Here is a 20,183-nt window from a genome sequence, read left to right on the forward strand (position 1 = left end):
CGTTCATCCTTCTTTTCGTCCGTGATTGCCCGGCGTTTTGTCGCCGGTCACTTCGCGGTACCACAACTCATGGTGCTTGCGTGCCCACGCGCGGCTGACCCAGCCATGCAGCATGGCGCCGATCGAGCCCTTGATCCAGATGCCGGCATAGATGTGCACGATGATGCTGAGAATCAGCACGAACGCCGCCAACGCGTGCAGCAGCGCAGACAAGCGAATGGCATCGATGCCGAACCAGTGGCTGAAATACGCACGCCAGATCACCACTCCACTCACCAGCAGCACCAGCATGCACGCCAGCAAGGTCCAGAACAGCAGCTTCTGTCCGGCGTTGTACTTGCCGATGGGGGGCACGCCATCCTCACGATTGACCATCACCCGATCGATGCGACGCAGCCACAGGCGGTCGTTGGCAGTGATGAAGTTGGCGCGCCAGAAACGGAACACCAGGCCGAGGAAGAACACGAACATCGCCACCCCGATGAAAGGGTGCAGGATGCGCGTCCACGGCCCACCGCCAAACAGGTGGCTGAGCCAGAATAGCGCCGGATGAAACAGCGCCAGCCCCGACAGCCCCGCCAGGATGAACAGGATTGCCACAATCCAGTGGTTTGTCCGCTCATTGGCGTTGTAGCGCAGGATGGGTTTGTTGTCGTTCATGGCCGCTGCTCCCCTTGCCCACCGGGCTTGGTCGGGTCGTAGACATGGACCGCAGGATCCACCTGATGCACGTTGTCATCCGGCGGCGTGGGGTGCTCGTCCTCCTCGACCCGCTGTGGGCCAACCCGCACATAATGGAAGAACCCGGCCAACACCGCCGCGCCCATGACCAGCAACGCCAGCGGCTTGGTGAAGCCCTTCCACAGCCCCACCAAAGGGCTGATCACCGGCTGGTCCGGCAGGCCGGCGTACAGCTTCGGCGTGTCGGCATGGTGCAGCACGTACATCACGTGGGTGCCACCGACGCCATCCGGGTCGTACAACCCGGCCTTGTCGTAGCCCCGCGACTTCAGGTCGACGATGCGCTCGGCGGCATGCACTTTCATCTCGTCCTTGCTGCCGAACACGATCGCCCCGGTCGGGCAGGTTTTCACGCAGGCCGGCTCCAGGCCCACAGTCACGCGGTCGGAGCACAGGGTGCACTTGTACGCCTTGTGGTCTTTCTGCGAGATGCGCGGAATGTTGAACGGGCAGCCGGTGATGCAGTAACCGCAGCCGATACAGTGGTCCTGGTTGAAGTCGACGATGCCGTTGGCGTGCTTGATGATCGCCCCCGGGCTTGGGCACGCCTTCAGGCACCCTGGGTCGGCACAGTGCATGCAGCCATCCTTGCGGATCAGCCACTCCAGGTTGCCGTCGTCGCGCTCGTGCTCGGTGAAGCGCATCAGGGTCCAGGTTTCGGCCGTGAGGTCCTGGGGGTTGTCGTAGGTGCCGTGGTTGTGGCCGACCTCGTCACGCAGTTCGTTCCATTCCGAGCACGCCACCTGGCAGGCCTTGCAGCCGATGCACTTGGTGGTGTCGATCAGCTTGGCGACTTCCTGCTGCTGGCGTACCGAAGGCGGTACGGTGGTGGTGGCCGAGCGGGCGATGATGTCTTGGCTGGCCATCAGAGTTTCTCCACTTTGACGAGGAACGACTTGGACTCTGGCGTCTGGGTGTTGCCGTCACCGAGGAATGGCACCAGGGTGTTGGTCAGGTAGCCATGCCGGGTAGCGCCGGTGAAACCCCAGTGCAACGGAATGCCGATCTGGTGCACGGTCTGGTTGTTGACCTGGAGCGGGCGAATCCGCTTGGTCACCACTGCCACTGCATCGATATGCCCGCGCTTGCTCGACACCCGCACCCGGTCGCCGGCCTTGATGCCTTTCTCGTTGGCCAGCACCTCGCCGATTTCGACGAACTGCTCGGGCTGGGCGATGGCGTTGAGCCGGCAATGCTTGCTCCAGAAGTGGAAATGCTCGGTCAGCCGATAGGTGGTCGCCGCGTAGGGAAACTCGTCATGCGTGCCGAGCGTGTCCCACACCGAGTCGAAGATGCGGCCAGCCGGGTTGCTGACCACCTTCTTGTTCTGCGGGTGAAGCGGGTTGATACCGATCGGTGTTTCGAACGGCTCGTAGTGCTCGGGGAACGGGCCTTCGGCCATCTTGTCGATGGCGAAGAAGCGCGCCACACCTTCGGGGTTCATGATGAACGGGTTCATCCCGGCCTCGGGCGGCGAGTCGGCCTTGAAGTCCGGCACATCGGTACCGGTCCAGGCCTTGCCGTTCCACCATACCAAGCGTTTCTTCTCTGGGTCCCACGGCTTGCCTTGCGGGTCGCTGGAGGCACGGTTGTAGAGGATGCGACGGTTGGCCGGCCATGCCCAGGCCCAGTTCTGCACCTGGTGCATGCCAAACGGGTCGCTGTTGTCGCGGCGGGCCATCTGGTTGCCCTGCTCGGTCCAGCAGCCAGCGAAGATCCAGCAGCCAGACGCCGTGCTGCCGTCGTCCTTCATCTGGCCGAAGCCTGACAGTTGCTGGCCAGCCTTGAGCGTGGCGCCGGTGGCGTCGGTGAGGTCGGTGACCGCCCAACCGTTCATTTCCTTGGCCAATTCCTCCGGGGATGGCTCGTCAGGGATCTTGTACGGCCAGCTGATGTTCATCATCGCATCAGGGTAGGCGCCGCCCTCGGCCCGGTAGCGTTGGCGCAGGCGCAGGAACAGTTCGCTCATGATCTGCACGTCGGTACGGGTCTCACCCGGGCCGTCGGCCCCCTTCCAGTGCCATTGCAGCCAACGGCTACTATTGACCAGCGAGCCGTCCTCCTCGGCGAAGCAGGTGGTGGGCAGGCGGATCACTTCGGTCTGGATATTGGCGGTGTCGACGTCGTTGAACGGCCCGGCGTTACGCCAGAACTCCGAGGTCTCGGTGGCCAGCGGGTCCATGATCACCAGCCACTTGAGCTTGCCCAGCGCTGCGGTGACGCGGTTCTTGTCCGGCAGCGCAGCAATCGGGTTGAACCCCTGGCACATGTAGCCGTTGACCTTGCCCTGGCCCATCATCTCGAACATGCGCAGCACGTCGTAGGCCGGGACATCGAGCTTGGGCAGCCAGTCATAGCCCCAGTTGTTTTCCGCCGTGGCGTTGGCGCCGTACCAGGCCTTCATCAGGCTGACGTGGAACTTGCCGTAGTTCTGCCAGTACGACAGCTGCCCTGGGCGCAGCGGCTTGGACGCGCGCTTGTCGATGTAGGTGGCGTAGTCCTGCTCGGCGTCACCGGCCAGGGTCAGGTAGCCCGGCAACGAGTTGGACAGCAGGCCGAGGTCGGTCAGTCCCTGGATATTGGAGTGCCCGCGCAAGGCGTTGACACCACCACCGGGCATGCCGACGTTGCCCAGCAGCAACTGGACCATGGCCGCACTGCGGATGATCTGCGCACCGATCGAGTGCTGCGTCCAGCCGAGCGCGTAGAGAATCGTCATGGTCTTGCCCGGTGCCGAGCAGGTGGCGATCTCTTCCCAGACTTTCATCATGGCGTCCTGCGGCATGCCACAGGTCATGCTCGCCAGTTCCGGGGTGTAGCGGCTGTAATGCTGTTTCATCAGCTGGAACACGCAGCGCGGGTGCTGCAGGGTCGGATCGACCTTCGCATAACCGTCCTCACCCAGCTCGTAACCCCAGCCGGATTTGTCGGCATACACACGCTTGGCCTCGTCGTAGCCGCTGAACAGCCCGTCCTCGAAGCCATAGGTCTCTTTGACGATGAACGACACATCAGTGTAGTTACGCACGTACTCGTGCTGGATCTTGTCGTTGCTCAGCAGGTAGTTGATCAGCCCGCCCATGAAGGCGATATCGGTACCGGTACGGATCGGCGCGTAGTAGTCCGCCACCGAAGCGGTACGGGTAAAACGCGGGTCGACCACGATCAGCCGCGCCTTGTTGTGCGCCTTGGCCTCGGTCACCCATTTGAAGCCGCACGGATGCGCTTCTGCTGCGTTGCCGCCCATCACCAGGACCAGATTCGCGTTGGCGATATCGGACCAGTGGTTGGTCATGGCGCCACGGCCGTACGTCGGGGCAAGACTTGCCACCGTCGGGCCATGTCAGACACGTGCCTGGTTATCGAACCCCAGCATGCCTGTTGCGCGGACGACCTTGTGGGTCAGGTAGCCTGCCTCGCTGGAGGCGGCGGAGGCAGCCAGAAAACCGGTGGTGAGCCAGCGGTTTACGGTTTGCCCCTGGGCGTTCTTCTCGATGAAATTGGCGTCTCGGTCCTGTTTCATCAGGTCGGCGACGCGGTCGAGCGCCTCGTCCCAGCTGACCCGCACCCACTCCTTGCTGCCTGGCTTGCGTACCTCGGGGTACTGCAAGCGGCTCGGGCTGTGGATAAAGTCCAGCAGGCCGGCGCCTTTAGGGCAGAGGGTGCCGCGGTTGACCGGGTGGTCGGCGTCCCCTTCGATATGGATGATGTTCTGTTTGACGTTTTTACCCGCATCGCCCTGGCTGTACAGGATCAGGCCGCAGCCGACCGAGCAGTAAGGGCAGGTGTTGCGGGTTTCGTTGGTGTGCGCCAGCTTGAAGTGACGCACCTGCTCGGCGAAGGCCGGCGTCGGGGCCATGCCCAACGCCGCCAGGCTCGAGCCTCCAAGGCCGACGGCGGCGACCTTGAAGAATTGCCGACGGTTCAGGTCCATCGTGCACTCCTGATCAGGTGGTGGACGCGCGGAACATGGCCGGCGCCTCTTGGTAGTCACGGTGGCGGCCAATACATGGCCGCCAATGGTTAAGACTAGTCAAGAATCGGGAACGTGCGATGACCTGAGTCAGTGGTAAGGCCCGGGTCAGGCACGCGGCAGGTTGCGCACCACATTCAGCGCCGCACTGCTCTGCGCCACCGGCATGATCTCGACGGTATTGATGTTCACATGCGCCGGCTGATCGGCAATCCAGGCTACCGTAGCCGCGATATCCTCCGGCAGGATGGCCTCGACATCCCGATACAACGCCTGCACCGCGTCCAGGTCGCCATTCAGACGTACCACCGAGAAGTCAGTGCCCGAGCACAGCCCCGGCTCGATGTTGCTCACCCGTACTCGGGTGCCCGCCAGGTCGGCACGCAAGTTGAGGCTGAACTGGCGGACGAAGGCCTTGCTGGCGCCATAAACATTGCCGCCCGGGTAGGGGTAAGTGCCGGCGATAGAGCCAATGTTGATGATCATCCCGCTGTCGGCTTCCACCATTTGCGGCAGAATCTTGTGGGTAACCATGGCCAGGCCGGTGATGTTGGTGTCGATCATCCTCTGCCAGTTTTCGGCGCTGCTGGCCTGGGCTCGGTCCACACCCAACGCCAGCCCGGCGTTGTTGACCAGCAGGTCGATCTGCAGCGATGCATCACGAATCTGCTCGACCGCCGTCTCCAGCGACACCGGGTCGGTGACATCCAGCGCCAGCGGAATGAAATTGACGCCCAATTCGGCCTCCAGCGCTTTCAGTTTGTCCATGCGCCGGGCGCCACCGATCACGCGGTAGCCTTTGCCGATCAGCGTGCAGCAGATGGCACGGCCAAAACCCGAGGAGGCGCCAGTTACGAATGCGGTTTTCATCAGTTTTCTCCTATCAGTAGGTCAGGCCAGGTACTTCACGCCCAGGCTGGTGAACAGGCAAAGCATCGAGAACACCAGCGCCTTGCGTACCACTTCGTTGCCTTTGCGCAGCGCCAGGGCACTGCCCAGGTGGTTACCCAGGATGTTGCAGGCCACCAGCGGTAATGCCAGCAGGTAGACGACCTTCCCGGCCATGACGAAGGCGACCAAGGCGCCGATGTTGGAAGCGAAGTTGAAGGTTTTGGAGTTGGCCGAACTGGAGACCAGGTCCATGCGCAGCAGGTAATGGAAGGCGATGATGAACATGCTCCCGGTACCGGGGCCGAAGAAGCCGTCATAGAAGCCGATGGCCAGGCAGGTCAACGGCACCACGGTGTAGAGCATGCGCGAAGACAGCTCTCGCTCCTCTACCGGGCGGTCCTTGGGGGTGAGGAAGATGAGGATGCCGAACGGGATCAGCGCCAGGATGATCTTGCCTACAGTCTCTTGCGAGATAGACACGATCAGGTGCGCCCCCAGGTAGGCACCCAGAAGTGAGAACGGCACCCCGACCAACGCCACCTGCCAGACCATCTTGCTGTTGGCCAGGAAGTTGCGAATGGCCGCCAACGTGCCAAGGGTGCTGACCAGTTTTTCCTGGCCCAGTGCCACCTGCGGCGGCATGCCCACCAGCAAAAAGCCCGGTACCAGAAACAGACCGCCACCACCGGCAATACTGTCGACGAAGCCTGCAACGAAGGCGATCGCGCCGAGCATCAGGATTGCCAGCAACCAGTGTTCCGCCCAGAAGGCGCCTAACAGTTCCATAAGTATGCGTCCGTTGAATCAGTGAAATGGATCAGGAGAGAACTTCGTACAGGTGGTCGGCCCGGGCAAAATGCACCCGGTTGAGGTCGTTGACCGCAAACAGGCGTAACAGCCAGCGGTCGGCGCCATCGTTCTGCGGCTCGAAGCCGTCGCGGGCGTGCAACACGCGCTGGTTCTTGAACACCATAAAGTCGCCCGGCAGCAGCAGGTGCGGCTCATCGAAGCGGCGGGTCTCCAGCACGCCACGCAGGCAGCCCAAGGCCTGCTCGGCACGCAGGTTGAGGCCGTGGGTGTTCTCGCTGTCGAAACGGCACAACCATTCGCCAGCGTGACCACGCGCCAGCACTGGCAGCTCTGCCGTGCAACGGCGGTTGCCGGTGAATGAGTCCGGGCGGCGGATTTCGAACTGCGGCAGACACAGCTCGCGCACGGTCGACGCCGGCAGTGCTTCGACCACTGCATCAAGGTTGACCAGCGTGGTGCTGATGCGCGGGTCACAGCGCATGCCGAAGAACGACAGGTATTCCGGGCAGCAGGACGTTACGCCCAGCGGTTCGCAAGACAGCGGCAGGTCCGGGTTATCCACATGGTAGGAAAAACGCAGTCGCGAACCATGAGAACTCTTGTGGCTGGAAGAACTGCGCGACGGGATGACATGGCGGAACAACCGGCCATCGTTCTCCCCTTCGTAAACCACCGGGTTGATCCCCATCAGGCTTTGCATGGTCAGGCTCACCAGGCATGCAATGGGTGTGCTGCGCGGGCTGAGCACGCCTGTGTAGGGTGTGGGCGGGATGTCCCGGTCCCGGGGGCAGTTGCGCACGATCATGCTGGTCAACTGCGGATCTTCGACAAACCCTCGAACCTGCCGGCACAGCGCCTTGCCCAGCACTTCCTGCGCCTGGTCCTTGAGCTGCGGGTAAAGCTCTTTGCTCGCCTCAAAATCGAGCGGGGTATTGTTCAGCAAGGTTTGCCAGGCGCTGGAAGTAACCCAAGGCAGGCGGATCTCCAGAGAGGTTTGAGGCTCGGCCCCTTGTTGCAGGTGTGCGCTTTCCATTTCGAGTGCTATTCCATTGAGCTGGCTTGAGGCCGTTCGGTATCGTGCCAAGCCGGGCAGAGGCGGCAGAGGTTGTTTTTTTGAAGCCGTTCACAGCTATGCGATGGCGGCGATGAAAGCCTTTCAGGCAATTTCGCATTGCATCGACTCAATAATTGTAATTATAAAAATAACCTCGATTCAATTGATTTTCCAAAGCGTCAACACCTTGAATTGAATCGATCAAATCAACTCATTGATTTCAAAAGATTTCTAGATACACCGATGAGCAGACAATCTGGCATAGGTAAAGCGCATGGCCTCTAGAAGCGGGGCTTGATAGCTGCGCAGGGTAGGCGCAAGCGAGTCAATCAAGGCAATTTACATGTAGGAAAACACAATTACTTCCATCAGACCTTTCGTGCTAGGCTTCCGCGTTCTCGCAAATTCTGGTGCCATTTCTATGTGGGTTCCTCACTACAGCGACCTGGCGCAGCCGGTCTACCTGATGATCGCCGACGCCTTGGAGCAGGACATTGGCAGTGGCCGACTGGTGGCTGGCGAACGCTTGCCAACCCTCAAGGACCTGGCCGAGTCCCTGAACGTCACCCCTGGCACCATCGGCCGCGCTTATGACGAAGCCGCCAAGCGTGGCCTGGTTGTGGGTGAAGTCGGCAGAGGTACCTTTGTACTGCAACAACGGCCGACGCCGAATGCTGCCCCTGGCACCCGATCCAGCCCCGTGAATACCGGGCGCGAAAGCGGTCAGATCGACCTGTCGATCATCAAGCCCAACGACGCCCACATGAGCGACTGGCTGCGCGGAGCCATAACCGAACTCGCCGCTTCGCCCGACCTGGGGCAGGTGCTCGACTATGTCACCGAGGGTGGCCACGCGACGCACAAGCAGGCCGGCGCGGCCTGGATACAGCGCTGGCTGCCCGAAGCACGCTGGCAGCAAGTGGTACTGACCTCCGGGGCCCAGCATGGCCTGCTGGTAGCCATCAGCAGCCTGTCGAAGAGCGACGATGTGGTGCTGTGCGAGTCGTTTTGCTACCCAGGCATCATCTCTCTGGCCCACAGCATGGGCCGCCGCCTGCGCGGCGTGGCCATGGACGAGCACGGCATTATTCCTGATGCATTGCGCGCGGCCTGCCTGGAGCACCGCCCTTCCCTGCTGGTATGCGTCACCACGCACCAGAACCCGACCAACTCGATCATGCCCCACGCACGGCGCCAGGCCATCGCCGAGATCGCCCGCGAGTTCGACCTGTTCATCGTCGATGACGACATCTACGGTTTTCTTGAGCCCGCCCCGGATTACAAGCCACTGGCCGCGTATGCGCCTGAACGCTCGGTGTACCTCACCAGCCTGTCCAAGAGCGTGCTGCCGGCGCTGCGCATCGGCTACCTGTACGCTCCGCCGCAAACCCTGTCACGGTTATCGTCGATGGTACGCAGCAGCGTGTGGATGCCTTCGCCATTGATGGCGCAATTGGCCAGTAACCTGATCAACAGCGGTATGGCCGACCAGTTGGTACGGGTACAGCAGGACGAGGCGGCCGCGCGCCAGCACATGGCCCGGGAGATTCTTGGTCGATACAACATCCGTACTCAGCCCCACAGCTTTCATATCTGGCTGGAGTTGCCAGAGCCGTGGACCAGCGACGAGTTCGCCAACCTGGCGCGTAACAACGGCGTTACGGTGGTCAGCGGCAGCCAGTTTTTACCAGAACGTAGCCACGCCACCTGCGGTGTGCGCATCGCGCTGATGAGCCCCAGCCGCCAGGAACTGGGCTTTGCCCTGACCAAGTTGGCAAGCCTGCTGGATTCGCCGGAGCCGCGGTTGTTCTACTGAAGCACTGACTGGGTTAATACCCCCACAGGATTGCGCCGTAGAAGAAACCTGCGCAGTACCTATGAGAGCGGGCTCGCCCGCCCCCATAGTGAATGCAGCCCCTGAACTTATAGAGGTCACTCAAGCAGGTGCAGCACAACGGCCCCTGCTAAAACCAGACTCACGCCTACAACTTGAAAGCAGGACAACCGCTCTCGATAGAAGAAAAAGCCAAGTACCGCAGCGATTCCGCCCGAAAGCGTGCTGATCACCGTAACAACAGAAATCGAACCATTGAGCGCCCCCCAGGAAAAGGCAGAAAAGCCACCGAGGTTAAACAGGCTGGCACCGCATAATGTTGCATAGGTTCTTGGCCTGATTACCGACCAGCCCCTCATCAGCCTGAGCGCTTCGGGCATGAGGAAGATCACCCCAACGGCATACCCTAGCGCCAACATGTTCACAGGGCCGAGTGATGGCAGCGCATATTTTCCCTGAAGCCAGAAACTGACGCCGTAGAGCGCCGCCGCCAATAGAGCGAACGCAACCGGCAAACGGCTCATCGAGCGCCCGTGATCATCCGCCTTGTTACCGCTGCTACTGGCCAACAGCACGCCAAAGAAACAGATCAGCAAACCAAGAAACTGCCAAAGCGACAATTCATCACCACCCAGCCAGGCCAGCAGCGTAGTAAAAACGCCATACGTGGTCACCAGCGGAGCCACAACTGCCGTTTTGCCGATAGCAAAGGCCTTGGAAAGTGACAGCGCTCCTAACACCGTGCAAAGCGCCGCAACACCGCCAAGAAGCAATGCGCTAACAGGGGCCGCCAGCATCTTCTCCAGCTGATTGGCCGACATGAGGATGATCAGTCCCATCAGCAACAGGCCCAATACCTGTCCAAAAAAGACGGCTCGACGAATACCAACCGCCCGAGCGTTTACCCCCACCAGAAAATCCGCAGCACCCCAAAGTACGGCAGCTACCAAACCCATGATGACGTCCATGCTTCCATTCCCTCTGCCTGCTATGAAGCAGATACTAAACAGAGAGGGCGGTGAGGAGTTGCAACACCAGCAACTTCAGACGTCTCCTACACAGGATACCGGGCCATAAAAAAACCAAGGCAACTGCCCTGGTTTTTTTGTCTTGTTAGACGCCTTACCTTGCCGATCAGAACGGTTATGAATACCGGAAAGCTAAAAAACCAATCGAGCTAGTGAGCGCCCATAAAACAAGGGGTCAACCACCACATAGAAAGTCATACCGCATGAAAAACGTACGGAATTTTGTAATGATTCGCCGCTTTTCGCTCAAAAAACTTTACAAAAATGGATCGTAGCCCAAGCGAGGCACCGCCCGTCGGAATTGAGCGCAAAGAGACGTTTCGCCTTCTTGTCTATTCGCATTATCCACCAACCGTCGTCCTGGAGATTTTAAGGTAAAGCACTGCCTCAGCTTTCGTCATATCCTGTCCTTGGCACGCTCGCACCCTAGACCTCATCTCGTCAGTCCGCTTTGCTCCCTCCCCAACACCCAGTGCATCGCTCGTGAGGATCGGTAGCACAACGATCCCTTCACTAATCAAAGCCTCTAGGCTCTGTACGAAAAGCCTTGATACTCGGTGATGCTGCGTTGAAAACAGCCTCGGAATGCTCATTTACAATCCGTAAACTCCGCTTCCTCGGCTGTTTTCGCCTTGCCTGACCTTCGTCTCAAGACTTTTCATCCAGACCCTAGGGAGCGCAATTTCTACCACTGAAATAAGCGAGGATCTGCCTTGCCTCCGCTGCTTTAGCCAAAAGCAAGAGGCTGCTCGGGCTGACCTGCAAAGAACGCTGGAAACGGTCGATAGGCTGCGCAGTGACAGTGACCTAGCTCAGCAACCTCGCTTACAGAATCAATGGCCACCAATACCAATCAATAGGTAAAAGAGTTCCTAAGCCATGTAAGGCTGTTGCCGAGTCTAACTTGGTCATCCGGCACCAACAAATACACCCAACACTTCCCCCCATTAATTTTTGCATGCTCGTTAGCATAGCCGCACCAGCGCTCAGCCGCACGGGCCTTGTTCTGAGTGTCAACTAGATCTATCTGATCAGCGCGTTTTGGTTCGATCATTAGATAATCATCTTGAGTTTCTACAATAAAATCAGGCTCGTAGTTCTGTCCATTCTGATACTCAATTCGGAACTGACCAGGTGCTGGTTTCATCCATCTAATCACCTGCGGATCGTCCTCAAGGATTTGCGCTAACCGCCACTCTCCATCCACTGAATCGAACTTCTGGTAGGGATAGCAGCAGCGCTGAAAACCCTCGAAGACCATCTGCCGAACCAAGCGCTTTTCGGTAATCGGTGTTCGGAAATATCGTGGACTATCACCGGCAGGTAAAGTATACGCCGCAGGTTTGAGGACATCGAAACCCTGAGTAACCTTGCCTCTGTAATCCGTCGGAGTAGTACGCACATGGGCCTGCATCTGGGCCCAGATGAAATCACTCAGCTGCTTTTGCCAGTAGAGCAGCACATTTTCCACGGCATCGGTATTGCTGAGATAGCCCTTCAGATGAGTGATCATCTGCGCCGCCAGCTTGTAAAGCAGGCCAGCATACTGATCGTAATCCACCTCGTCCCGAGCAAACAAATGACGTACTAGATAATCCTCGAATCGGGCCTCGGTGGCCTCCTGCCGATCCCAAAGAATAGTAGCGCTCTGGTTGCTCTCCAGGTGGTGCAGAAGAATTTCTTTGGCCACGGGCTCGAAGCGAACTTTCTCTAGCCCCACCAGATCGAAATCCTCGAAATGATAATTGACCTCTCGTGTTGGCAACACTGCAATGCGCGGCACATCAATGGTCAGGGCAACAATTTTCTCCGTAACCTTGAGCACCAGTGCTTGCAACTCGCCAGCGGTCTGCAGCTCGATGTCCTGCAGGCCACTCAGTTGTGGTTGAACAGGCAACTGGTTCTCCAGTACACGCTGAACACGCTTGACTAGGCGCTGCTGGGTTTCCCGGCTCTGCAACTCAAGGCTAGTGCCGAGCTTGCGTGCCTCCTCGTGTAGGGCTTCAAGGGTAATGGCAACCACTCTGGCCTCTTCGGCATTCTTCACTTGAACCTGATACCGGCCCTGAATCTCTGCAGCAGGCGAAGCTGAAGACTCATCCGAAATACGCGCAGTTATCGGTGACGACGGCAATAGCTGAGGCTTTTTCTGCGGGACATCCGCTTCGCTCTCGCCACCGATATACACTTTTTCATGTATCAGCGAATCATCAAGATTGGCTCGGTCAACAATTTCTTGAAAGCGATCATGGGCGACGATACACAAGCGATCGACCGCCACCACACCGGTACGCTTGCCATAGGGCAGGCGCAAACCACGACCAAGGGTCTGCTCGGTGAGAATCTCTGAAGCCGAAGCACGCAGCGGCACAATGGTGTACAGGTTGGTGACGTCCCAACCTTCCTTGAGCTTGTTGACGTGGATCACAATCTCGGTGTTTTCGTCATGCTCCACCGCCAACAGCCGTTCGGTAGATTCATCCGATTCTGAGCCCGAGAGGTTGGAATGCACTTCGATAACTCGATCCCGATAGCGCCCACCGAAGAATTTTTTCGACTGAATCAGGCCACGAATCGACGAGGCATGGGCTGTGTCTTGTGCCACCACTAACATGAACGGCTTGATTGTCTTGACGCCATAGTTGCGTGCGTAGTTCTCCAACTCGACCTTGACGAATTCGTGGTGATGGATGCCATCCTCCAGCTTGATGGATTCGAGAACATCTGGAGAATATTGATCGCTATTAAAATCCCGGCGGGTTCCGACGGCAGGGATTTTTACATAGCCATCTTGAAGTGCCTTAGAAAGCGGATAGTGATACACCACATTACTGAACGGTCTGGGTTTGACGCCGGTGGTTTTTGGCGTTGCCGTGAGCTCCAGACCGAGCACAGGCTTGAGATCATCGATCGCCTTCGCGCCCGCATCGGCGTAGTACCGATGCGCCTCATCCATCAGCACGACCAGATCAGGCAGACCAGCCAGATAGTCGAAATATGATTCGCCTAAATACTCCTGCAGACGGCGTACTTTGGCAGTCGCCGACTTCGTCGCACCCTTTTTATTATCACGAGCATTGATCTTGGCGATATTGAAGATATTGATATGCAGCGCACCTTCCACATTCAGCATGTCACCCTGCATTGTCAATGGTTTGGGAACCGCATAGTCTAACCGTACGCCCCGTCCGTCTTCGTAATCATCCCCCGTAATAATCACAGGTGGCGTGCCAGCCATCTCGGGAATCCCGGTGAATACATATTTTGGCTCACCAAATCTGAAGTCTTTTTTCAGCTTTTCATAAATCGTCAAATTTGGCGCCAGGATTAAAAAGTGGCGGCTGCGCCCGGTGATGAACAGCCAAGCGACCATTGCCCCCATCAAGCGCGTTTTGCCCACGCCAGTGGCCAAGGCAAAGCACAGTGACGGGAAGGCGCGCTCGAACGCCTGCATACTCGAATAATGGCTACGGATCACCTGCAGCCAATGCTGCATGTCAGGTTCTTTGCCCAGCGGTAATTGGTCGAGAAGCTCGACCAGAATATCCAACGATTCCCGTTGTGGCTTGCGCAGCGAAAGTCGTGCGGTGATCTGATTAGCTACTCTCCGCCCATTGATTGGCTCAGCCATAAATAACATCCTTATTCATCTTCGAGTACAAGCTCATCCGGCCCGGCAGTTAGATTGATGCTAAAACTATAATCGTCCTGATCCCACTCGCACTTGCCCAAGATCGCCTGTGGAATTTTTTTCAGCGTTAAGTTAGGGAATACATCGACATCTGCCATAAACGCCTTGCAACAGATCAGCAAGGTACGTTCACTACCCACCTCGTCACCAATACGGCGCAACTGATCATGGCTCAGACTACCTGTAGTCACGTAGATAAAATCTCTCTCGCTGCTGCGCCCGTGTTCCCAGAAATGAATCTGGCTCGGGGCATACTCGAAGCCCATGTGCTTGCACATGGCCTCGGCAAGCATCTCTGCGTTGTAGGTTGGGTTGATGACCCAGTTGCCCCACTGATCCTTCTTCAGCAGCGAAGGCGCTATGCGCAAATAGCGGAAACCGCCGCCGCCCTGCCAATCGACCGCCTTACTGATCCCGCCTTGGTCGGTTCCGTCGATCACCTTTTTCAGGCGGGGTACGATATGGGTATGGCAGTGCTCGCCCAATTCAACCATGATCCAGCGACGCCCCATCTTGTGGGCGACAGCCCCCGTGGTACCGGAACCACCAAAGGAGTCGAGGACGAGGTCACCGGGCGCGGTCGCCAGGTCTAAAATTTTCTTTATCAGTGCTTCAGGCTTTTTCCCGTTAGGAAATAGTACGCCGCCTTCTTTGGTTAGGTTATTCAATGGAAAACCTTCCCAAAAAGTGCCTGCTTTTTCCTTCTTAATAAGCTTTTTTCCTTTCTTCTCTGAAATATCGGAAAGCCAAGCCAGAAGATCCCTATTACCCCCCTTATAGTACAAGGCTGTAACCTTACCTTTCGAGCGCCCAGACCTCGGAGTGTACTCAATACTTACAAAGTCACCAAACCCCTCCGTAGCCTCCATTACTCTAGCCCGAATAGAACTTTGAGCGTTAGTATCTCGGAATATGCGGTCGAAATATTTAAAATACACTTCCTCCTCAGTAAGCCCATCCTCCTGCATAAGCTCTTTGATGGTTTTAATCTCAACATCCTCATGAGCGAAAATCTTTATTTCTTCTCCTGAGCCATCATAAATTGTTTTCTGATAGACACGCGTCCCAAATGAGGTAATCGCGCGAGTGTATTTCCAGCTTTTACCCTCATCACGCATTTCCGCTATGACTTCAAAGAGCTCGGCCTCATCATACACGTCATTAAACTTCGAAAACATATTCTTGTCTTTTGAATAGACAAGAATATGTTCAATATTTTTTTTCAGCCTCTTATCTTCACCACCTCCACTGGCGCCCGATGTTTGCTTCATTTTAGCGCTGATCTGGTTAAGGAAATTACCTCTACCAAAAACCTCATCTAGCAACACCTTTGCATAGGCACATTCATCATCGTTCAGCTGACAGAAGAAAACACCATCCCCAGTTAGAAGCTCGCGAAGTAACGCGACCCTATCTCTAAAACGGGTCAACCACTCAGAGTGCTCGATACCATCATCGTAATTTATGAACATCTGGCCAGTGTTATAGGGTGGATCTACATAAATGCATTTAACCTTACCGGCATATTTTGCTTCCAGCGCCTTGAGAGCCAGCAGGTTGTCGCCCTGGATCAGCAGGTTATCGTGGTAGGCCTGGTTGGGCGTATCCGCCAGCAGGTCGCCTTGGGCGGGTATCGGAGCATGAGCCTGGTACGATAGGGTCGTGTCCTCAATCAAGATGCGCGGTTCGAGACGCGGGCGGTTTTCTTTGCCGATCCAGTTCAGTTCAAGTTTGGGTTTGTCAGTCATCAGTGCTTTCTTCGTCTTCAGCAAAGTGCGCCAGCAGGCCATTACGTTCACGGCTGGCAGCAAAAATAGTCAGTTTCAGCTCAGTGTGGTCGGTCTGTTCATAATTAGGGCGGCGCAACGACAGGCGCTCACTGGCAGAGATAATGGTGGGTACACCCTCACCACGCCGCTCGATCATGTTCTGTCGGCGCGTGCTTGGATCTGCCGGGTAGTAGCGGCTCAGCAAGTTCACTAGAGTCTCGTTACGGCTAATACTGTTGGCATCCATGCTGTCCACGGTCAGACTGTCGGGCAGTCCGCCGGGCGTGCTGATTTCCAGGCGATCAGAGAACAGATGAACGCGGATACGCGCGCCATAAATCGAGTAATCACGATGAGCCACAGCGTTAACCAAGGCTTCGTAGACGGCGCCTAGGTCATACTGCGGAATATCGATACGGCCCGGACGCTTAACCGCTTCGACGCGCATGCTACGGCGGACGAAGTTGAATGCCTGCTGAATCTGCTCATCCACAGGACCGTCGCAATCTTGAGCGTCGATTTGGTATTCAGCATTGCGCTCACTACTGGAATAAGCGACGCATTGCACATAGGCCGAAGAGAGAATGTCGCTAGGTCGGCGAGTCAACAGAAGCACCCCTGTCACCGTAAGGTGCAAGTTCTGGCTTTCATCTTCACGCATTAGGTTAAGTTTTTTGAGCTGCATGGTTTCGGGAAGGTCGCCACGCACGAAACGCGCCTTGAGCTCTGCTGCAATATTTTCACGACTAGTGCCCGGCACCAGCTGCTCATCGAAGCGAATCAGCCGAGCCATACTGCGCTGCTGGAACAACCTGGCCAATAGCTCCGGTGGCATGTCGCGCTTACTTGATCCCACGCGGTGACAGTAACCACCAGGGCTGCGGTGGACGAACAGGCTTTTCTGCACCCGTACCCAAACCAGTGGTCTCGCCTGTCCGTGATTATCAGGGATCTCCACCAGTCGGGTTTCGATGGCAATGGCGGGCTCGACCAATTGACTGACAATATTGGTCAGCCATAGCTCGACGGTATCCAGATCATTATGCGCAATGCCTTCGACCTCTCGCGTTCTGTCATTTACGCCAAGTACCAAAATGCCACCGCTGGCATTGGCGAAGGCCGCCAACTCGTCGGCCATGCTATTGCGATGAGGGTCGTTGACCTTGTCGCCACGCAAGGTTATCGCCTTGAACTCGTAGGCAGAATCTTCCCCCAAGCGGATCTGATAGATCAGTTCGCGCACCAGCTCCGTGGTGTTGATCATACGCTCGCCTCCAAGCGCCAGCGCAGAGTGAATAATCGCTCATGGCTGATGCTGATCTCTAGGTTTTCCTCAATACCTTCCAGCAAACGATCCTCTTCCTGTTCGATTCTCTTCTTCTCTTCGTGGTACGCAAGCATCAGGTCATCACGCTCTCGCTCAAGCTTCTTCAGTGCCCTCTTGGCACTCATTTTCTCTTGCAAGGTTTCCAGCTGGCGCACGGCTTTGCGCGCATCCTTGATTTCCTGATCGAGTTGTTTTCCGCGAATATCCAGACCGATGCGCTTGTCCTCTGCCCAACGTTCGAGTTTTTCGGTTTCCTCTTCAAAAAAACGCTCATTACGGGCTTCCGCTTCGCTTAAATAGCCAGCGCGCAAGACCTCAAGGTGAGCTTCTAGATCCTGTGCATGATGAATAGCCGGCTCCCCCTCCTGCTTGTTACCCCACAACCTCAACAGACGCTCGCAAGTACGCTCATCCAGCGGTTGTTGCTTATCCGTTAGACCGCAGAGCAACAAATGTTGGTATTGCTGCTTGGGCGTGTTGAACAAAAGTTTCTCAACCACCAGTTCGCCTGACTGGTTCAGCAGATCCAATAGGTTGGAATACTGGCCATTGTCCGCTGGTGCATAACGAAATACGATTTCAGCAGTACTGGTCGTATCGCTGGAGATAGCTTGTTCGATAAGTTGCTTGCCCAAGCCATCGTTGGCTTGCAGAAACTGACTGTCAGTCTGCTCCACAGATTGCCAGTCCGGGTCGTACCATTGCCCGTCCAGCTCGAACCTTTGCCCCTGAAAGTTCGCTTCTGGCAAACTCATACGAGCAAGCAGCAGGAGATGCTGTTGGTACTGGTCGAGAGCATTCTCCGTCTGCTCACGGCGCATGTTCAGGCGCTTGATCACGTCAACGTCAAAGTGCTCCAGCAAGGAACGACGCGCATCTTGGTTACGGCTCTCAATCTGCGCCTGCAATTGCTCCTGTAACTGGTCAAACTCGCGTTCAATCTCAGCGTCGCTACGGCACTCCTGGTAAATAGCATGGATACGCTGCTCGATATCCACCCCAGACTCAATGGCCCCAAGTATCTCATCGGACGCTCCGAAAACGCCCTCGAACAAATTGAATTTCTTGCTCAATAACTCAAAGACACGCACATCGGCTTTATTCGCACCATTGATGAAGTTCACCACCACGACGTCATGCTTCTGCCCGTAGCGGTGCACGCGTCCGATGCGCTGCTCGACGCGCTGGGGGTTCCAGGGTAAGTCGTAGTTGATCAGCAACGAGCAAAATTGCAGGTTGATACCTTCGGCCCCTGCCTCAGTGCAAATCATGATCATGGCCTGATCCCGAAAACGCTCTACCAGCGCAGCTTTCATATCAGCAGTGCGAGAACCGGAAATGCGAGACGAACCAGCGTGCCGCTGCTGCCAGGCCTGCAAAGTCGCCAGAGAGTCTTGATCGTTATTGGTGCCATTGAGCAGCACGACACGCCCGCCATAGCCTGCAAGCGTTAGCTGCTCAAGCAGCCAAGCCTGGGTACGAACCGACTCCGTGAAAATCACGGCTTTCCTTTGCCCCCCCAAACGTTGGGCAAAGTCGAAGGCATTCTCTAATACAGTCAATAGCTCATCGCATTTCGCGTTGCTGGTTATGCTGTCCGCTAGAGCCAGAAAGCTTTTAAGCCTGTCGACTTCAGACTGCAGTGCATCAAGGTCAATGAAGTCCTCGTCTTCAGTGCCTGTGGCGTCGGAAAGGTCACCAAGCTCTTCATAGTCGGCAAGCGCTTCAGCCAGAGAGGCTTTCTGTTCCAGCCTTTCGATCATGCGCTGCAATGTGCCACGCAGTGCATGGGACGAAGAGGCGAGAATCTTGCGGACAACCAGTGTCACCAGATGCCGGGCCTGCGGCTTGATGGCTAGGGTCTGCTCGTCCTGCAGGTATTCAGATACAAGCTCATACAGCTTAGTCTCACTGGGCTTGGGCTCGTAGGTCGAGGTCATCGAATAGCGGCGGGTAAAGTTGATACCGCCTTCCTCCTGCACCTGGCGTCGCAGCGTACGTTTGCAGATGCTCTGCAAGCGATGACGCAACAACTCAAGCTCGGCATCATCTACTCGTGGCCGGCCATACCGGGCTTTGAAGGATTGCAAGTCGCCGAAGAAATGCGGATCCACGACCGAGACCAAACCATAGAGCTCCAGAAGGCTGTTCTGCAGAGGGGTGGCCGACAAAAGCACCTTTGGACAACCGAGCAAGGCATCATTCAAAGCCTTGGCAATCTTTGCCCCATCGTTCTTGTAAATGTTGCGCAAGCGATGCGCTTCGTCGAACACCACTAAATCCCAAGGTACACGAGCCAGTTCGGGCTCCTTACGGGCAGCGAACTCGTACGAGCAGATGACGATAGCCGGCTCCCCAGCTATTTCCCTGTCGAAAGGGTTACTGATGCCGGCCTTTTTGGCCTCGTTGAAATCTTTGGCTTCCAGAATCTTCGACGGCAGCGCAAATTTATCGAAAAGCTCCTGTTGCCACTGCTTACGCAGTGTCGCTGGCACGATCAACAATAAGCGACAGCGCTGTTCGGCCCACTTCTGCGCCAGAACAAGACTTGCCTCAATGGTCTTACCGAGACCAACCTCATCCGCCAGGATCACCCCCTTAGACAATGGCGATTTCAGGGCGAAAAGCGCAGCGTCCACCTGATGAGGGTTCATATCAACCCTCGCGCTGGCAATAGTCTTGGTCAAAGCCTGCTCATCGGGTCGAGACAGCGCCAACCAATGAGCCATATAAGCACGCTGATGATCGGTGTACATCAGCCCTCCTTGCGCGGAGCAAGCGGGTTGAAATTGGCAGGCTGTTCCAAGCGAGCAAGAAACTCACTGATGGCCTGACGAACTACCCACGCTAGCGACAAGCCATGCTGGTCAGCCAATGCTTGCAGTTGCTCAAGTTGTTCGGGCGTCAAAGAAATTGTGGTGCGTGAAGATTTCATAGTTTTTGGGTCATCACGAGGGGAACTGCATCACTTTACATCCTTATGAGTCAGTTTTCTTGTTTGACATTCTGATTTTTGGAGTCAATGAGGATCCGATTGGGTGAATCAGGTCTCTCGAAAATGCTAT

At 56.7% G+C, this 20,183-nt stretch carries 13 protein-coding genes; 1 reads left to right on the plus strand and 12 read right to left on the minus strand.

Translation table 11 applies throughout. The features are described 5' to 3' along the window. Positions 1-3: 3 nt before the first annotated feature. From N436_RS19665 to N436_RS19695, 6 genes are all read right to left on the minus strand, one after another. The gene (locus N436_RS19665; RefSeq protein WP_060499562.1) at positions 4-660 is read right to left on the minus strand and encodes a formate dehydrogenase subunit gamma; all 657 of its coding nucleotides are present in this window, start codon (positions 658-660) and stop codon (positions 4-6) included. Beyond that, a complete protein-coding gene (gene fdxH / locus N436_RS19670; protein ID WP_110741785.1) occupies positions 657-1,607 on the minus strand; it encodes a formate dehydrogenase subunit beta in 951 nt (316 codons plus the stop codon). The genes N436_RS19665 and fdxH overlap by 4 nt, the downstream gene beginning before the upstream one ends. Continuing rightward, positions 1,607-4,675, minus strand: coding sequence for a formate dehydrogenase-N subunit alpha (gene fdnG, locus N436_RS19675; protein ID WP_146232440.1), 3,069 nt, complete (start codon positions 4,673-4,675; stop codon positions 1,607-1,609). Before fdnG ends, fdxH begins: the two co-directional genes overlap by 1 nt. 147 nt (positions 4,676-4,822) lie before the next feature. Further along, positions 4,823-5,584: an SDR family NAD(P)-dependent oxidoreductase gene (locus N436_RS19685; RefSeq protein WP_105948231.1), complete on the minus strand. Its 762-nt coding sequence runs from the start codon at positions 5,582-5,584 to the stop codon at positions 4,823-4,825. Positions 5,585-5,605: 21 nt separating this feature from the next. Further along, positions 5,606-6,391, minus strand: a complete 786-nt coding sequence (locus N436_RS19690; RefSeq protein WP_105948230.1) for a TSUP family transporter — start codon at positions 6,389-6,391, stop codon at positions 5,606-5,608. A gap of 31 nt (positions 6,392-6,422) precedes the next feature. Continuing rightward, positions 6,423-7,448 carry a TauD/TfdA family dioxygenase gene (locus N436_RS19695; RefSeq protein WP_105948229.1) on the minus strand — a complete coding sequence of 342 codons (1,026 nt, stop codon included), beginning with the start codon at positions 7,446-7,448 and terminating at the stop codon, positions 6,423-6,425. Between the two features lie 442 nt (positions 7,449-7,890). Here N436_RS19695 and N436_RS19700 point away from each other — a divergent pair, with 442 nt between their 5' ends. Next, positions 7,891-9,285, plus strand: coding sequence for a PLP-dependent aminotransferase family protein (locus N436_RS19700; protein ID WP_105948228.1), 1,395 nt, complete (start codon positions 7,891-7,893; stop codon positions 9,283-9,285). 116 nt (positions 9,286-9,401) lie between these two features. On the opposite strand, the gene N436_RS19705 is transcribed toward N436_RS19700, so the two are convergent. The 6 genes from N436_RS19705 to N436_RS19735 form a co-directional block, all read right to left on the minus strand. Then, on the minus strand, positions 9,402-10,271 hold the full coding sequence (locus N436_RS19705; protein ID WP_110741787.1) for a DMT family transporter: 870 nt from the start codon (positions 10,269-10,271) through the stop codon (positions 9,402-9,404). 913 nt (positions 10,272-11,184) lie between these two features. Next, positions 11,185-13,962, minus strand: coding sequence for a DEAD/DEAH box helicase (locus N436_RS19715; RefSeq protein WP_105948225.1), 2,778 nt, complete (start codon positions 13,960-13,962; stop codon positions 11,185-11,187). A gap of 11 nt (positions 13,963-13,973) precedes the next feature. Continuing rightward, positions 13,974-15,770 carry a site-specific DNA-methyltransferase gene (locus tag N436_RS19720; RefSeq protein ID WP_158286274.1) on the minus strand — a complete coding sequence of 599 codons (1,797 nt, stop codon included), beginning with the start codon at positions 15,768-15,770 and terminating at the stop codon, positions 13,974-13,976. Further along, positions 15,763-17,055: an ATP-binding protein gene (locus N436_RS19725; protein ID WP_105948223.1), complete on the minus strand. Its 1,293-nt coding sequence runs from the start codon at positions 17,053-17,055 to the stop codon at positions 15,763-15,765. Before N436_RS19725 ends, N436_RS19720 begins: the two co-directional genes overlap by 8 nt. Continuing rightward, positions 17,052-19,874: an SNF2-related protein gene (locus N436_RS19730; RefSeq protein WP_105948222.1), complete on the minus strand. Its 2,823-nt coding sequence runs from the start codon at positions 19,872-19,874 to the stop codon at positions 17,052-17,054. The genes N436_RS19725 and N436_RS19730 overlap by 4 nt, the downstream gene beginning before the upstream one ends. Further along, positions 19,874-20,053, minus strand: a complete 180-nt coding sequence (locus tag N436_RS19735; RefSeq protein ID WP_105948221.1) for a CopG family transcriptional regulator — start codon at positions 20,051-20,053, stop codon at positions 19,874-19,876. The genes N436_RS19730 and N436_RS19735 overlap by 1 nt, the downstream gene beginning before the upstream one ends. Positions 20,054-20,183: the final 130 nt, after the last annotated feature.

It is taken from the genome of Pseudomonas sp. RV120224-01b (genome assembly GCF_003208145.1).
Lineage (GTDB): Bacteria > Pseudomonadota > Gammaproteobacteria > Pseudomonadales > Pseudomonadaceae > Aquipseudomonas > Aquipseudomonas monteilii.

Excerpts from the sequence above, each read along its gene's own strand:
- N436_RS19665 (WP_060499562.1), bottom strand. The coding sequence starts at position 660 with ATGAACGACAACAAACCCATCCTGCGCTACAACGCCAATGAGCGGACA.
- fdxH (WP_110741785.1), bottom strand. The coding sequence starts at position 1,607 with ATGGCCAGCCAAGACATCATCGCCCGCTCGGCCACCACCACCGTACCG.
- N436_RS19685 (WP_105948231.1), bottom strand. The coding sequence starts at position 5,584 with ATGAAAACCGCATTCGTAACTGGCGCCTCCTCGGGTTTTGGCCGTGCC.
- N436_RS19690 (WP_105948230.1), bottom strand. The coding sequence starts at position 6,391 with ATGGAACTGTTAGGCGCCTTCTGGGCGGAACACTGGTTGCTGGCAATC.
- N436_RS19695 (WP_105948229.1), bottom strand. The coding sequence starts at position 7,448 with ATGGAAAGCGCACACCTGCAACAAGGGGCCGAGCCTCAAACCTCTCTG.
- N436_RS19700 (WP_105948228.1), top strand. The coding sequence starts at position 7,891 with ATGTGGGTTCCTCACTACAGCGACCTGGCGCAGCCGGTCTACCTGATG.
- N436_RS19705 (WP_110741787.1), bottom strand. The coding sequence starts at position 10,271 with ATGGACGTCATCATGGGTTTGGTAGCTGCCGTACTTTGGGGTGCTGCG.
- N436_RS19715 (WP_105948225.1), bottom strand. The coding sequence starts at position 13,962 with ATGGCTGAGCCAATCAATGGGCGGAGAGTAGCTAATCAGATCACCGCA.
- N436_RS19720 (WP_158286274.1), bottom strand. The coding sequence starts at position 15,770 with ATGACTGACAAACCCAAACTTGAACTGAACTGGATCGGCAAAGAAAAC.
- N436_RS19725 (WP_105948223.1), bottom strand. The coding sequence starts at position 17,055 with ATGATCAACACCACGGAGCTGGTGCGCGAACTGATCTATCAGATCCGC.
- N436_RS19730 (WP_105948222.1), bottom strand. The coding sequence starts at position 19,874 with ATGTACACCGATCATCAGCGTGCTTATATGGCTCATTGGTTGGCGCTG.
- N436_RS19735 (WP_105948221.1), bottom strand. The coding sequence starts at position 20,053 with ATGAAATCTTCACGCACCACAATTTCTTTGACGCCCGAACAACTTGAG.